Raw genomic sequence first — 15,153 nt, forward strand, 5'->3', positions numbered from 1 at the left:
GTAGAAGCGGAAATATTTTGTTACTAAACTGTAGTCATAATAGCCCGCTATTTACCACTCTATTTATCCACGCAACAAGGTCGTGCGTGTATGAACGTAGTATTATGGCAGTGGAAAAATTGTTATGACGAGAATTGGGTCGAAATAAAAAAAATCTAATAACCAAAGTTTATGATATTAGGGATAAATCAGAGCCAATACGTGAAGTTCCTTCTAAGATACTTCAAGTACACAACCGTGCTGTTGTAGCTGTTCAAAAGCTGCTAAATTCATTTCAGGAAAAAGTAGCTAGTAGAGTTTCTGAGGCAAAAGATTTCGATCCTGATGCTCTGGTCTTGGGTAAGCATTGATAATGCTCTTATGTATGCCTGTTTTGAATAGATGCTATAGCGAAACAATTATATATAATAAAGGGGGTTATTGTTAATACAAAGGACCCTATTTGCAATGTACTGATATCGGGTTTGAAAATCTGTTGACATCGACGAAGAAATGGCTGGGATTTTCCAGATAGCTTCTGCTGTGCTGTTATTTTTTACCCCTGCAACATTCTTGCGCAAAAGAATGTTGCACTTCGAATTAGAGAGTAGTGCTTTATTCCGGCCGCGAGCCTGATTTAATAGATGCACTCGCCGCTGGCTTTCACAATTGCGGCCATAACGCCCTCATCGAAACGTATTGTTTTATACTGGATTGTACCGACAATCGTTCCGTTAAATTTTTCTTGACACTGGTGGATTAATTTCTGCTTAGCAATGCGCCTTGCTTCTGAAAGCGCTCCTCCAAAAGGATTTATGATTGTGGCAAAGGTAATATTCTTTTGTCCGGTAGCGCTCATTTTTGCAGCAGCTCCCTTATTGGCAAATGCTGAATAAGTTAAAATCGTAAGTATTAATGCAATAATGCTTTTTTTCATAGGTAGTTCCTTAGTGCGTTGTTAATCTTTTTCAGTTGTTTTGATATGTACAACAACCGCTAACGATCGTGACTTGGATACTTCGTTTATCGTCAGCGCGGGAATAACAAATTGCATCTTACTAACTTGTAAGTAATGATATGGATGTATTTAAGCTACCATTTGATGTTATTCGTTATTTTTTAATTGAAAGATTTAATTGATTGAGTTTTTTTTCCGATTCCGTTTGACCAAAGGAAAAGAAATTTCTATGTATTTTGGCGGCATCCATGGTCTCTGAAAACATGCATTTTGTTATTTCAGTTAATTGCTCATCATACGTTAAAGGATTTACTCCGGCTTGAAATAACTCATTAAGTTTAATTTGCGTATCTCTATGAATTTCTTTAAGTTTTGCTATTTTTTCAGCAGTATTTGTTTCAAATGTATTTTTAAAAAAAAGTACCCTCTTGGTTTTTCGGCTCGCTTCGAGTTGTTCCACTTGTTGGCGCAGGAATTCATTGAGTTGATGCAAGTCAGATAATATGTAATTAGCGTCATGCCCTAATTGTTCATCTGTTTGGATGTATTCTTTCATTTTCTTCCATTTATCAGTACCCTTTTTCGGAATTGAGTCTACAGTGACGCCGGTTAGCTCGTAAGATGCAATATTGAATCCACTGACTAATTGTTCATCAAAAGCAACTAGGAATTTTTTTATGGTTTCAGTATCATTTTTTATTTTAAAAGCGCCAGCATTCGCGTCGACACATATCAGATGAGCAGGATCTAAGCCTCCTTTTTCTATCGTCGCCATGGAAAAGATTAAACAATGACTAAAAGGCGTGGACGGAAGTAAGCCTTTTCTTGCCACATTGATTGAAAGCTGAATATGAGGAGCCTCCATGCACGTGTCTTGCGAGCAATAATTCGAGGGATCCATTTTATTTGCGATAATTTGAGCACAATTTTCTGCACTGTTTGGATGGGGATCATCACGTTCATATTCAAAATCGTTATATTGATAATTGTATGCCACGTCTTGAATAGGATGTGTGTGAGTGAGTAAATTTGAAGTGGCACGATTTAATTCAGACAGAGAGATAAGTTGTGCTTCAATAGTGTGAGGGAAGAACTGGAAATCATACTTTTCATTGCGTTCAGCAATTAAATAGCGAATAAATTCCTGATCTCGTTTTTCAATGCGTTTAATCCATTCATGGGCTCGCCCTTCATTAGCTGCACGTGCATAATCTAATGAAAAGAAGCCACACACTCCCATATCAAAAAAAGGTAAAAATCCTGAAAATCCAGATTGATTAAATTTTGCAATAATAGAAATATCCTGAATCTTTCCCAGCGCCTTATAAAATGCTTTTTGATTCATTGATCCCATAAGAAATGCAAATTTTTTATGTTGTCGTTTTTGATGGGTTTTATTTGACATGGCACACGCTCAATCCAACTCGGGATGATCAATTATTGCACACGAAGGTCATTTGGTCAATTGAAAAGGCCCCCTTTTCGGGAACATTTATTTTTGCGGCAACAGAAACTTACTTAAGTATTCAATTAGATTTAAATTAGATCAAGTGCAATTGGGTATCTAATGAATAGGCATTAAACCCTGTTTTTTTAAGATAAATTGCATAAACCATGCCCATTTCGCACTTTTTATTGTATTATGCACAAGGTTAAACAATAGTTAAAGCATGAGGAGGGTGGGGAAATCAGCATCGAGATTAGTCTGCGTTCTCAAGAGTTAATAAATAAATATCAGGCTGTGTGTGATTCGGGCTCACGGGTGATTCCCCCTGCGCCTGCGTCACTGGATTTTATCGCGCTACAGAGCTGGCTTGATAATAAATTAGTCGTTCCCTCTGCTAAATCGGTAAAACTACAAAAAGAAATTGAATTTATGCTGATGTCCTTACGGGCAGAATTACTCCATGATTTATGCCGCGCTTTAGTTGGGGATGAAGCCACAGCAAATCAAATAAAGCAAACAAAGACAAATGATAAACTGAAACTTATACTGCTTTCTGCCGCCGGTATCTTAGTAGCTGCATGTGAGGGCTTTGATAGTGTCGTTACCATTTTGGGTATTTTTTCATTGTCCGCGACGGTAATTCTTGCTAGTGCTTGTATTTTTTCTTTCTTGTGCATGATTGCTTTTTGTGGTTTTGATTTAGTTAAACTAGCCCAAGGTCTCGGGGTCAAGTTAGGTGATGCGCATAAGTTATTGGATATTTATCTGCGCCAATTAGATGAAATTAAGCTGATAAGAAAAACCATAGCGAATTATGATTTGTCCGAATATTCTGCTGAAGATTTAAAAAAACTAGCACTAATTATCTCCTTATTGCAGCAGCGTTTTGCCCAATTAGATGAGGCTGGCGAGCAATTTGAGCAGATACTTAATAGCAAGCAAACGCAAATCACCAAATTAGTACTTTCGGGGGTGACTGCTGCACTTTTCTTTGGTGGAGCCTTTTGTTCTGGACAAACCGTTTCTCTTTTTATTTTAGGTTTTTTGATGACAACGGTGACACCTGCTTCTTTGCCAGTGCTTCTTTTTAGTTTTGGCGTTGGCTTAGCTGCTTTTAGTCTTTATTGGTATGTGGAGCTTCCAGGGTTAAAGTCGCTTGTTAGTGGCTGGTTTGGCTTAGATGAAGAGAAGATAGCGACTTTATGTGACCACGAGTTATTAGCCAAGGAAGCAACAAAACTCGCGTTGTTAAAAAAACGCCTCGAGGGGGCTTCACATCTAAAAGAGCAACTTTCTGAATTGCAACAAGTTGCTCAAACTACTGGACAACAAGTAGTTGGCGTGGCATCTGAGGTTATTCCTCGGTCTAAAGTAATGAACGTTGGTGAGAATATTTTCTCTTTTATGCGTGCAAAACCACCGATACCTTCCTTCACGGAGGAACGCTCATCAGTAGAATACAGTTCTGGACTTGGGTGTATGTAAGCGGCTTTGCGCCGAGTCATTTAACCAACCTAATGACTAAGCTCTGTCAACAGTGAATCAACTTTAAGAAAATGCTCTTGCCATGTAGGCTCTTGAAAATGTTGCAAACGCATCATTTGTGCGGCTCTGCACGTGCTGTTTGGCTGGGCATATTCGATAATCAATTCTTCCCAGCGTTTACCATCTAGAGGATTAAGATACTCAGGCGTATTACCTGCTATTTCCCGAAATACGGATAAATCACTGGCAATAACCGGAACGCCCATAGTTAATGCTTCGACTAATGGTAAACCGTAACCTTCAATAAATGATGGAAAAAGCAGGGCCTGGCTGTGATGAATATAAGTTACTAAATCAGCATCTTGGCAATAAGATATTTCGGTTACAACATCCTGCAAATAATGGCAGCGCTCAAGCAAATCAAGCACGTTCTCACATTCCCAGCCGCGTTGACCAATTACGAAGAGATGAGGGGTTTGTTGACCTAAACGCTGGAATAAACTACGCCATATTTGCAGTAATAACAAATGATTTTTTCGCGGTTCAATGGTGCTCAAGATGACAAAATAGGGTTTATCTAGGGGGCGCGTCCCTGGCGATTTAGCTAAAATACCGGAGGCTAATAAGGCGACTTCAGCGCTCGGCATCTGCTGTTTTGTTTGTTGTGCATAGTGCATTAATTCTTGACGCGTTGCTTGTGAGTTAGTGATTATTCCGCTTGCAAGCGCTAAGACATAATTTATTTTTTCTTTATGGCGAATATCTTCGCCAGCACTACAATACTCTGGGTAGGTAATTGGAATTAGATCATGCACAAAAAAAATGGGTTTAATACCTCGTTTACGGATCAGTCGTATATAATCTGATTGACCAAGCCCGATATGCCCAGTATTCAATAAAAAGGTATGCGCTTTATTTTTAGTGTTCGAGTTCGTTAGAATTCCTCTGAAAATAATAAGGATTGCTGTCGATGTCTTGCCGGGCGTGATTAACCACTTAAATAAGGCATTTGATTGCGAACGTGATAATACCCAGCTACGCCCACTCCAACGCACTAGAGCGTGAGCGATTGGTGCATAATGTTGTACATAGGCCATGGTGACGCGATCAATGCCCGTAAGTGTTCGGCTTTTCATTAAGCGGCGTACTACTCGGGTAACATCGATAATAATGTTCATCGAATTCATAATAAATCTCGCTTGTTTGTTAGGGGCTAATTTCTTATTCGATGCACTGTTGCAACCAATTGAGCATATATTCTTGTACCATTGGTGGCGCCTGATCAATGCTCTGCATACAAATAAACGCAACATGACGATTATTATAAGCATGATTTAAACGCGATTTTATTTTTTTAAACGGATGCGTTGCGCCATTAACCATAATCGCTTGGTAATTTGAATCATAGACTGTTCGTTGGCGTTTCATCTCTAAGTGAACCATTAGGGGGATGCTTGATACTTGATCTGGATGCCGAAATGGGTAGCGAATATTCTCGATAAAAAGTTGGCTGTCCTGGGTAATATATTCTTCAAAAGTTTCCTTTATCAAGGAGAATGGTGCATGAGGCAATAAATAAAATTGTTTATGCCATCCTGCAAGTTGTGCGCTTTTTTCTTGCCAGGAGCGATGCGGATCGGTTTTGGGTTTGGGGTCAATATCGCCTAGCCAGTTATAGAGACGTTTTTTTATTTGATACGACCATTTCTGTGCGGCTTGAATTTTCCATTCTCCGCGCAGGACAATGCGATCATTGCGAAAAAAATCAGCGGGAGTCACGTCACGAATAATGAAAAAATCATCATTTAAATATAAAAAGCGGTTGGATAGTCCCTTGATGTGCCAGATCAGCCATTCAACACTCAGACTATTGAATACCGGGGAGCGTGTATCAAATTTAAGAAGTAACTCATTTTGATCAATAATTTTAATTTTATTGCCAAACTCTGTTCCCTGCAACGCGGTAACAGTTGGTGGGATTTGTTGATTGGTAATGATATAAATAGTGCGTATCCAGGGGGCAAAGCGCCGTAATGCATGCAGGCAATAATGAATTTCATTGCGTTGATGAATACGCGTTGGTTCTACCGCAGTATGTGGTTCAATACCTTGCTGTGCACAGAAAGCCCTTAATTTTTGTTGATAAGCCGGATCGTAGCCATCAACCCATGAAATAACTGCATCAATAGAGTTCATTTATTAATTCCGATTTAAGATGAAGTATCGGTTGCAACCGTGAGCGCTCCCTGTCTAGTTAGAACTTTTTTTTAGATAAAAGCATTCATGTTCGGGGTTGTTTCTATTTCGCTATTTTGGCCAAGATAGTAGAAATGTCAACAGACCCTGGATAATTTTTTCAAAACAAAAGCTAGTTTTGTCTTGTAGGCAGCGATGCGCATCATGGGGCGCTCATATTAATGGTTAAAAATAAATCTATTCTTTAGATCTTCAAAGTCTCTTTAACAAACGGAATCGTAATTTTTCGTTGTGCGGCAAGCGAGGCATCATCCAGGCGATTTAGTAATTGCTGTAAATCATGCATATTGCGAGAGCAACGATTCAGCAGAAATTGGCCTACACTTTCTGGTAAATCAAATCCACGTCTTAAAGCATGTAATTTTAAGGTATTAATTTTATCTTCATCACTCAATTCCATTAATTGAATCACTAGCCCCCAACTTAACCGTGAGCGTAAATCAGGTAATTTAATCGCTAAAGTGGTTGGGGATTGATTGCCTGATATAATTAAAAGTCCTTTATCTAAGTCTTTGATTTTATTGTATAAGTGAAATAAAGCCTCTTCCCATGCGCTATCTTCTGCAATCGCATCTATATCATCAATACAGACTAGGGCTTGCTCTTCTAAGCCTTCTATTGTTTGTGGCCCCCACTCTTTTAGAAGATTCAGAGGGAGATAGATTGCTGACTGGGTTAAATTAACGGCTTGACAAGATGCCTGTAATAAATGTGATTTACCACTACCAGAGGCCCCCCAAAGATAGAGTAGTCGGTCTTCTTTGAGGGTTAGCAAGCGATTTAATTGTTGTTGCAACAATTTATTGTTGCCCCAGTTAAAATCAGCCAAGGTTGCTTCATTATTTAACTTTATGGCTAAGGCCAACTGCTTGTTCATTGCGATAATTCTTTTTTAGGCCAGGCTTTTTTGCTCCAGGTCCACATATAATCAATATAAGTAATGGCGGTAGTGAGCGTAGTTAAGCAAATTAAGGTATTAAATATGTAACTAGGAAAGTGGAAAAAAGCTAACTCAAATAAACATGAAGTGACCAAAGCAAGCTGCAGCGCCGTATTAATTTTGCTTAATGAGGTGGGTTTAAAATCTAGTTTACGACGAATAAAATGATACCACGCCAGTACTCCCATCGAAATGGTGAAATCGCGCAGGAAAACAAGAGCGACTAACCACCAAGGCAATACACCAATCAATGCTAAAGAAATAAAACTGGAGGCGATTAATAATTTATCTGCTAAAGGATCTACAAAAGAGCCAAAAAAGCTTTGCCAGTTAAATCGTCTGGCTAAAAAGCCGTCCAAGCCGTCCGTTAGACCTGCGAGCATAAATGTATAAAATGAATTGACATATTCATGACAATACAAGAATATCAAAAAAGGAACAATTAGTCCTAATCGAAACAATGTCAGTGCATTCGGTAACTGTTTTAGTATCATAGGCCATACGATAATTTTAAATACCCTTATTTTTGATTGGTTGCTAAGGGGAGTATATATTCTGCCAAATGGTACACCTGAATGATCAGTTAGGCAATTGGCGGTGATTACCTTTATTTTATACAATAGTCGCAACCCTGTCACGCGATTGAGCATGCTATCTTAAATTAGACTTATTTATTCATAGTCAAGGCATGATAGAATATTGACTTTTTCTGCTCGCGAGTAATGCTAAATGAAATACAGGGCTGATATTGATGGGTTAAGAGCCGTTGCCATTATTCTGGTGTTAATTTATCACGGCGGCCTTTCTTTATTCCCGGCAGGATTTATCGGGGTTGATGTCTTCTTTGTTATTTCAGGCTTTCTTATCACCACCATTATTCATGAGTCGTTAATAACGGGGAATTTTTCTGTTCTCAATTTTTATAAGCGTAGGCTCTGGCGATTACAACCGGTATTTATTTGTTGTCTCTTGGTTACCACCTTATTCGCGGGATTATTTTTTTTGCCAGAGGATTTAATTCAATACAGCAAAAGTGCGCGTAAAACATCTTTATTTCTCTCGAATGTTTATTTTAATAAGACGACAACGGGGTATTTTTCTCCAGATACCCGGCAACTGCCATTATTGCACACCTGGTCTTTGGCAATTGAATGGCAATGTTATTTAATTTTACCGCTGGTGATGTATGCTCTACATCGAATTTTTAGAAACTATTTAATGGTCATTGTGTGCTTGCTGACGGTGGTTTGTTTTAGTTTATGTTTACACTATTCTAAAACGCAGCCGGCACAAACTTATTATCAACTTTCCAGTAGAGTTTTTGAGTTTTTAATTGGTTCTTGCATTGCTTTAATGCCCATGAAAGAAGTTGTCATTAATAAGCCGTTTTTAAATGTCGTTGGTGGGTTGGCATTAATTCTAATTTTATATTTTGCCAGCATAGACCATTTATTACTGGGTTATCCTAATTGGTATGCGTTTTCTGTATGTATCGCAACGGGATTTTTGCTTGCTCTCGGTAAATTTTCTCCGACTCAATCCTGCGTGAAACTGTTGTCGTTAAAGCCCTTAGTTTTTATCGGGTTATTATCGTACTCTTTATATATTTGGCATTGGCCTGTATTTGCACTGTTAAGATATTACTCTGTTGCCGAGAGCCCAACCGTTTTGCTCGCCGCCTATGGACTTATTTTTGTAGTGGCATATTTTTCCTGGAAGTATATTGAACAGCCGGCACGTCGCTTTAAATCAATGCAATTTCGCTATACGTTGCTGAGTTTATTATTCGTCCCTATTGTGTTTATTCATCTTAGCGCCCATCTGATTACGCATTACAATGGCTTTCCTTCGCGTTTTAACAAAGAGTTAGTCTTTATTTATCAACAATTACAACACTATGCCAGTGTTCAAAGACCACAGTGCATGAGTGGGGATACGGGGGAAATTAATTCTCAGTGCTTATTAGGCTCAACACAAAAAAATTCGAAAACCGGACTTTTGATTGGTGATTCATTTTCTAATCATTATTGGGCTTTATGGATACGCTCGGGCAAAGCGCTAACGTGTCTATTTTGGCGCAAGGGATTTCATCTTGTATCGTTTTGCCCGGTATTTACCTCTACAATTGGTGGCATTACAAAAATCAACCTTATCTGCAATGTTATGAGCAAACTCAGAAATATTATCGTATGATTCAAGAAAATCATTATGATTATGTGATTATTGGGCAACTATGGAGTAATTATATTGATGACAATATAATCAATAAGTTAGGGGATGAGCGTTCATTGGCTTTAACAAAACAACGTCTGGAAATTGCTTTAGACAGGGCGCTTGCGCTTATTACGGCCTCGGGGGCGAAACCAGTGCTAATTAACACCAGTGCCTTGATGCAAAAGAATTTTCACGATTGCTTTTTTAAGCATATTAAACTACGGCAACCTTATGATCCCAATCAATGTAATTTTACGTTAATTTCGTCTTATTCCGATCAATGGTTTGATCAGCTATTTAATAAAATGAAAATTAAATATTCCCAATTAATTTTGATTGATCCCAAAAAAGTGCAATGTGCTGATGGCCTTTGCAAGGCAGATATTAATGGTATTCCTGTTTATAGGGATGTAGGACATATTAGCGATTATGCGTCTTATCACTTGGGGCAACAGTATTTAAAAGAATTTCACAATCCCCTTGCATCTTCAGCCACTTCTTAATCTAGCTGTCTCGTAATTCAGAGACAGCTGATTAGTCTTACCTTTTTGGAGAACTCTGCGCGGATGAGGACAGGCTTAACTATTGTTCTTCATTTTTACGATAAACAATCGCTGTATTACCAATCAATTGCACTAATTCCGCCTTTAATTGCTGGCATAATTCATTCGCCATGAGGATGCGATCTTCTTTTTCAGCTCCATTAATTTTAACTTTAATTAATTCATGAGCAAGTAACGCAATATTTGTTTCTGCAATAACCGCTTCAGTTAATCCTTTAGCACCAAGAAGTACTACAGGTTTTAAATGATGGGCTTGGGCTTTAAGAGATTGTCTAAATGAGGTGTCCACTGTATGGTATTCCTTAAAAACTAATAATAAAATGGTAAATTATTGCACGTTTTGCTGGGAAAAGGTAGTGAAATTCAGTATCATAGATTAAATTGATAAAATTTATGAACGTTATGAGTCGCACCAAAAGCAGTAAACGGTGGTTGCAAGAACATTTTGATGATGTTTATGTGAAAAAAGCACAGGCAGAAGGTTATCGCAGTCGCGCTGTATATAAATTAAAAGAAGTCGATGAAAAAGAGTCGCTCCTAAAGCCTGGCATGACTGTAGTCGATCTTGGCGCCGCCCCAGGAGGCTGGACTCAGTATGTTTCTGAGCGTATGCAAGGGCGGGGGCATATTATTGCGCTGGACATTTTACCAATGGACTCTTTGCCGGATGTGGATGTGATTCTTGGGGATTTTCGTGAGGACGAAGTCTTGCAAAAATTAATGAATTTAATTCCCGAACGCAGTGTAGACTTGTTATTATCAGATATGGCCCCAAATATGAGTGGTACGACGGCGATTGATATTCCGCGGGCAATGTATTTGGTTGAATTGGCTTTTGATTTTGCAGAAAAAATGTTAAAACCAGGTGGTTCCATGTTGATTAAGGTTTTTCATGGATCAGGTTTTGATGAATTAGTAAAACAGGCAAAAGCCTCTTTTGATAGAGTGGTGATTCGTAAGCCCTCCGCCTCACGTGCGCGTTCAAAAGAAACCTATTTGCTGGCAAAGGGATATAATTTATAGTAACTTTATAGATTAAGAATTCGTTCTCATAAATATAGCGCTTTACGCAACTAACGAGGTTAATACTTTGAACGACATGGTAAAAAATTTATTTTTATGGCTGATCATCGCGATCGTTCTGGTCTCTGTTTTCAGTAATTTCGGGCCTCGTAACTCTGTTGCCGAGAAAATTTCCTACAGCCAATTTTTGAAAGAAGTCGACCAAGGCATGGTTAATACCGTGACCATTGAAGATGATAAAATCATCAAAGGGATGACTAAAAACAATAAGCGTTTTGTTACTTATATGCCAATGCAGGATAATGCCTTGCTTGGTGAACTGCTAAAAAGCAAAGTCGAGGTTAGTGGTCAAGAGAAACAACAGGAAAGTTTCCTCTTGCATTTGTTTGTCAACTGGTTCCCCATGTTGTTGTTAATTGGTGTTTGGATCTTCTTTATGCGCCAAATGCAAGGTGGTGGTGGTCGTGGCGCGATGTCTTTTGGTCGTTCACGCGCACGTTTACTGGGCGAAGATCAGGTTAAAGTTACTTTTGCCGATGTCGCTGGTGTAGATGAAGCGAAAGATGAAGTAAAAGAATTAGTTGATTTCTTACGTGATCCAACTAAATTCCAAAATCTTGGTGGACGTATTCCGCGGGGAGTTTTATTAGTTGGTTCTCCTGGAACCGGTAAAACATTGTTGGCTCGGGCTGTTGCCGGTGAAGCAAAGGTACCGTTCTTCACCATTTCAGGTTCTGATTTTGTGGAAATGTTCGTTGGTGTTGGCGCATCACGCGTGCGTGATATGTTTGAACAGGCTAAAAAACATGCCCCATGTATTATTTTTATCGATGAAATTGATGCCGTGGGTCGGCACCGTGGTGCTGGCTTGGGGGGAGGCCATGATGAGCGTGAGCAAACATTAAACCAATTATTGGTTGAAATGGATGGTTTTGAAGGAAATGAGGGCGTTATCGTGATTGCGGCAACCAACCGTCCCGATGTTTTAGACCCCGCCTTGTTACGTCCAGGTCGTTTTGATCGCCAAGTGGTTGTGCCCTTGCCAGATATTCGTGGGCGTGAACAAATATTAAGAGTACATCTGCAGAAAGTTCCTGTGGACAATAATATTGAGGTGATGGATATTGCGCGTGGTACGCCTGGATTTTCTGGCGCAGATTTAGCCAATCTGGTGAATGAAGCCGCTTTATTTGCCGCCCGAGCCAATAAGCGTAAAGTCAGTATGCTGGAGTTGGATAAAGCCAAAGACAAAATCATGATGGGTGCTGAGCGTCGTTCGATGGTGATGGATGATAAAGAGAAGAAGTTAACCGCTTATCATGAAGCGGGCCATGCTATTGTCGGCTTATCCGTGCCAGAACATGACCCTGTATATAAGGTTTCTATTATTCCACGTGGGCGCGCACTCGGGGTTACAATGTTTTTACCTGAGCAAGATCGATACAGTCACAGCAAGCGCCGTTTAGAAAGTCAATTATCCAGTTTATTTGGTGGACGAATTGCTGAGGAGTTAATTTTCGGTGCCGAAAGTGTCACTACAGGTGCCTCAAATGACATTATGCGTTCGACTGAAATTGCGCGTAAGATGGTTACAACCTGGGGATTATCGCCGCTGGGTCCATTAACTTTTGGCGAAGAAGAAGAGGAAGTATTCTTAGGTCGTTCAATGAATAAACATAAGGAAATGTCCGATAGAACGGCGCAGCAAATTGATGATGAAGTTCGGGCGATTATTGATAGAAACTATCAACGTGCCAAAGAAATTTTGCTGGCGAATATGGATAACTTACATTTAATGGCGCAAAGCTTAATTAAGTATGAAACCATTGATGCACAACAAATCAGTGAAATTATGTCAGGAAAAGAGCCTTCCCCTCCACAAGATTGGGGGTCAACGTCCACGCCTTTGGAGGCAGCCGAGGTGATTAATGATGCCCCGGCAAAATCTTCTGATTCTGAAGCAATAGTAAAGCCTGCTGAAGAGCACTAAGATTTTATTGGAGCGAAATAGTAGGTGAATTCAATACAATTTATGAGCTGGCTTGCACATCGAAGCCAGCTTTCTCCGGATAGTCCGCCTGAAAAACCACTCGTTATGGGAATCGTAAATGTTACACCAGATTCTTTTTCTGATGGTGGAGCGTTTTTTTCAATGGAAAAAGCTTGTGAACGGGCGTTCCATTTAATTAAACAAGGGGCTGATTTAATTGATATTGGTGGCGAATCAACTAAACCTGGCGCCGCTGCAGTACCTACTGAGGTTGAATTAGAGCGCGTTGTTCCCGTTATAAAACACCTGCGTGCTCAATCAGACATTTGCATTTCGATTGATACAAATAAACCCGAAGTCATGGACGCCGCTGTTGCTGCAGGTGCGAATGTAATTAATGATATCTATGCTTTACGTCGTGAAGGGGCGCTTGCCATGGCGGCAAAATTAGCTGTTCCCGTGTGTTTAATGCACATGCAAGGTGAGCCGCAAAATATGCAACAAAATCCTCACTATTCCGATGGAGTATTTAATGATGTGCTGCAGTTTTTTATTGAACGGATTGAAACTTGTGTTCGCGCAGGTATTGATAAGCGACACCTAATTTTAGATCCAGGTTTTGGTTTTGGCAAAAAAGTGCAAGATAACTTATATTTAGTAAAGATGCTTGAGGGTTTTTCAATGCTTAAATTGCCACTCCTTTTAGGTGTTTCACGTAAAAATGCGATTGGCGCAGTACTTGCTAAAAACGTTGATGAACGCGTAATCGGAAGTATTGCATTAGCTGTTTATGCAGCATTGAAGGGGATTGCGATCATCAGGACGCATGATGTTGATGAAACAAATCAAGCGTTAATCATGATCGATAGGGTTTGTCAGGCTAAGTAGCCTCTATATTAAATTAAAGGTAGAACAGGATGAGTCAACGTAAATATTTTGGAACTGATGGCATACGCGGCCATGTAGGTTTGTCAAATATTAATCCAGAATTTGTATTAAAACTAGGCTGGGCTGTTGGCCGAGTACTTGGCGGTAATGGGCAGCGCAAAAAGGTAGTTATCGGTAAAGATACCCGCGTTTCAGGTTATATGCTTGAATCTGCTTTAGAAGCTGGTTTATCTGCTGCTGGCGTTGATGTTGCTTTGCTAGGTCCTATGCCTACTCCAGCGATTGCTTATCTGACGCAAACCCTGCGCGCAAATGCAGGTATTGTTATTAGTGCGTCTCATAATTTATTTGAAGATAATGGCATTAAATTTTTTTCTGCCGAAGGTGGCAAAATACCTGATAGTGTTGAGCTTGCTATTGAGGCAGAAATGGATAAGCCGATGCAAACGGTATCTTCAGAGAAACTAGGTAAGGCAACCCGCATCAGCGATGCCAGTGGTCGCTATATTGAATTTTGTAAATCTACTATTCCTTCTTTAACACGCTTATCAGGCCTAAAGATTGTTGTTGACTGTGCTCATGGTGCAACCTATCACATTGCTCCTAATGTATTTGCCGAGCTTGGGGCGCAAGTTACCGCTATTGGTAATAAACCAGATGGTTTTAATATTAACCAAGGTTGTGGTTCAACATCGCCAGCACATTTGGTACAGAAGGTACTTAGCATAGGTGCTGATATTGGTATTGGCTTAGATGGCGATGGTGATCGTGTTATTCTGGTGGATGCAAAAGGTAATTTGCTTGATGGCGATCAAATTCTTTATATTATTGCCAAAGATCGGCATGAACGTGGTCTTTTACATGGTGGCGTGGTCGGTACCTTGATGAGTAATTACGGTTTAGAAATAGCACTTACTGAGTTAGGTATTCCCTTTATACGCTCTAATGTTGGCGACCGCTATGTTTTGGAAGCCTTGCGCGAAAAAAATTGGAAAATTGGCGGGGAAGCCTCTGGACATATTGTGTGTCTTGATAAAACAACAACAGGGGATGGTATAGTAGCAGCATTGCAAGTATTGTCGATTATGATTAAGCAAGGAAAAAGCCTACAGCAATTAGCAGATGGTATTACCCTACTGCCACAAAGTTTAGTTAATTTAAAAACGTCACAGGCTTTTTTATTAGCGAGAAATTCTCAAGTAATTGAGGTGGTTAGAAATTTAGAGACTAGTTTGCAGGGAGAAGGGCGAGTATTACTTCGGCCTTCAGGCACCGAACCTTTATTGCGCGTCATGGTTGAGGGGAGTGATAAATCTTTGGTGATGCAACAGGCACAACAACTATGCGATGATATTAGTCGCATTGAGCAAAAATTACATCACTAATCGTGATAAATAGAAGGTACGCCTC

At 39.7% G+C, this 15,153-nt stretch carries 13 protein-coding genes and 1 pseudogene; 7 read left to right on the forward strand and 7 right to left on the reverse strand.

The window, feature by feature from the left end:
* Positions 1 to 134: 134 nt before the first annotated feature.
* Complete coding sequence (locus LDG_RS20435) at positions 135 to 350, forward strand: hypothetical protein (protein ID WP_040536372.1); 216 nt, start codon at positions 135 to 137, stop codon at positions 348 to 350.
* 266 nt (positions 351 to 616) lie between these two features.
* Here the strand turns inward: LDG_RS20435 and LDG_RS16685 are convergent, their stop codons facing one another.
* Both LDG_RS16685 and LDG_RS16690 read right to left on the reverse strand, forming a co-directional pair.
* Positions 617 to 916 (reverse strand): hypothetical protein, encoded by a 300-nt coding sequence (locus LDG_RS16685; protein ID WP_006872629.1) that lies wholly within the window; start codon positions 914 to 916, stop codon positions 617 to 619.
* Positions 917 to 1,091: 175 nt separating this feature from the next.
* Positions 1,092 to 2,342, reverse strand: coding sequence for a hypothetical protein (locus LDG_RS16690; protein WP_040536375.1), 1,251 nt, complete (start codon positions 2,340 to 2,342; stop codon positions 1,092 to 1,094).
* Between the two features lie 357 nt (positions 2,343 to 2,699).
* Between LDG_RS16690 and LDG_RS16700 the strand changes: the two genes are divergently transcribed.
* Positions 2,700 to 3,869, forward strand: coding sequence for a hypothetical protein (locus LDG_RS16700; RefSeq protein ID WP_006872632.1), 1,170 nt, complete (start codon positions 2,700 to 2,702; stop codon positions 3,867 to 3,869).
* Between the two features lie 29 nt (positions 3,870 to 3,898).
* On the opposite strand, the gene LDG_RS16705 is transcribed toward LDG_RS16700, so the two are convergent.
* The 4 genes from LDG_RS16705 to LDG_RS16720 form a co-directional block, all read right to left on the reverse strand.
* Positions 3,899 to 5,056 carry a glycosyltransferase family 4 protein gene (locus tag LDG_RS16705; RefSeq protein ID WP_148263600.1) on the reverse strand — a complete coding sequence of 386 codons (1,158 nt, stop codon included), beginning with the start codon at positions 5,054 to 5,056 and terminating at the stop codon, positions 3,899 to 3,901.
* Between the two features lie 34 nt (positions 5,057 to 5,090).
* Positions 5,091 to 6,065 (reverse strand): Stealth CR1 domain-containing protein, encoded by a 975-nt coding sequence (locus LDG_RS16710; protein ID WP_006872634.1) that lies wholly within the window; start codon positions 6,063 to 6,065, stop codon positions 5,091 to 5,093.
* A gap of 244 nt (positions 6,066 to 6,309) precedes the next feature.
* On the reverse strand, positions 6,310 to 7,002 hold the full coding sequence (gene hda, locus LDG_RS16715; protein ID WP_040536378.1) for a DnaA regulatory inactivator Hda: 693 nt from the start codon (positions 7,000 to 7,002) through the stop codon (positions 6,310 to 6,312).
* Entirely contained in the window at positions 6,999 to 7,559 is a 561-nt protein-coding gene (locus tag LDG_RS16720) for a CDP-alcohol phosphatidyltransferase family protein (RefSeq protein ID WP_040536380.1), read from the reverse strand. Before LDG_RS16720 ends, hda begins: the two co-directional genes overlap by 4 nt.
* Positions 7,560 to 7,794: 235 nt before the next feature.
* Between LDG_RS16720 and LDG_RS16725 the strand changes: the two are divergent.
* Positions 7,795 to 9,782: pseudogene (locus LDG_RS16725) on the forward strand (acyltransferase family protein).
* Positions 9,783 to 9,861: 79 nt separating this feature from the next.
* Here LDG_RS16725 and yhbY read toward each other — a convergent pair.
* Positions 9,862 to 10,131 (reverse strand): ribosome assembly RNA-binding protein YhbY, encoded by a 270-nt coding sequence (gene yhbY / locus LDG_RS16730; RefSeq protein ID WP_006872639.1) that lies wholly within the window; start codon positions 10,129 to 10,131, stop codon positions 9,862 to 9,864.
* A 113-nt stretch (positions 10,132 to 10,244) separates the two neighbouring features.
* Between yhbY and rlmE the strand changes: the two genes are divergently transcribed.
* From rlmE to glmM, 4 genes are all read left to right on the forward strand, one after another.
* Positions 10,245 to 10,865: a 23S rRNA (uridine(2552)-2'-O)-methyltransferase RlmE gene (gene rlmE, locus LDG_RS16735; RefSeq protein ID WP_006872640.1), complete on the forward strand. Its 621-nt coding sequence runs from the start codon at positions 10,245 to 10,247 to the stop codon at positions 10,863 to 10,865.
* Between the two features lie 76 nt (positions 10,866 to 10,941).
* Positions 10,942 to 12,855 carry an ATP-dependent zinc metalloprotease FtsH gene (gene ftsH / locus LDG_RS16740; protein ID WP_040536382.1) on the forward strand — a complete coding sequence of 638 codons (1,914 nt, stop codon included), beginning with the start codon at positions 10,942 to 10,944 and terminating at the stop codon, positions 12,853 to 12,855.
* Between the two features lie 24 nt (positions 12,856 to 12,879).
* Positions 12,880 to 13,743, forward strand: coding sequence for a dihydropteroate synthase (gene folP, locus LDG_RS16745; RefSeq protein ID WP_006872642.1), 864 nt, complete (start codon positions 12,880 to 12,882; stop codon positions 13,741 to 13,743).
* Between the two features lie 29 nt (positions 13,744 to 13,772).
* Complete coding sequence (gene glmM, locus LDG_RS16750) at positions 13,773 to 15,128, forward strand: phosphoglucosamine mutase (protein ID WP_006872643.1); 1,356 nt, start codon at positions 13,773 to 13,775, stop codon at positions 15,126 to 15,128.
* Positions 15,129 to 15,153 lie beyond the last annotated feature (25 nt).

Source organism: Legionella drancourtii LLAP12, assembly GCF_000162755.2.
Classification (GTDB): Bacteria; Pseudomonadota; Gammaproteobacteria; order Legionellales; family Legionellaceae; genus Legionella; species Legionella drancourtii.

Bases quoted from the DNA above. Each gene is read 5' to 3' on its own strand.
- LDG_RS16685 (WP_006872629.1), bottom strand. From the start codon at position 916: ATGAAAAAAAGCATTATTGCATTAATACTTACGATTTTAACTTATTCA.
- LDG_RS16690 (WP_040536375.1), bottom strand. From the start codon at position 2,342: ATGTCAAATAAAACCCATCAAAAACGACAACATAAAAAATTTGCATTT.
- LDG_RS16705 (WP_148263600.1), bottom strand. From the start codon at position 5,056: ATGAATTCGATGAACATTATTATCGATGTTACCCGAGTAGTACGCCGC.
- LDG_RS16710 (WP_006872634.1), bottom strand. From the start codon at position 6,065: ATGAACTCTATTGATGCAGTTATTTCATGGGTTGATGGCTACGATCCG.
- hda (WP_040536378.1), bottom strand. From the start codon at position 7,002: ATGAACAAGCAGTTGGCCTTAGCCATAAAGTTAAATAATGAAGCAACC.
- LDG_RS16720 (WP_040536380.1), bottom strand. From the start codon at position 7,559: ATGATACTAAAACAGTTACCGAATGCACTGACATTGTTTCGATTAGGA.
- rlmE (WP_006872640.1), top strand. From the start codon at position 10,245: ATGAGTCGCACCAAAAGCAGTAAACGGTGGTTGCAAGAACATTTTGAT.
- ftsH (WP_040536382.1), top strand. From the start codon at position 10,942: ATGGTAAAAAATTTATTTTTATGGCTGATCATCGCGATCGTTCTGGTC.
- glmM (WP_006872643.1), top strand. From the start codon at position 13,773: ATGAGTCAACGTAAATATTTTGGAACTGATGGCATACGCGGCCATGTA.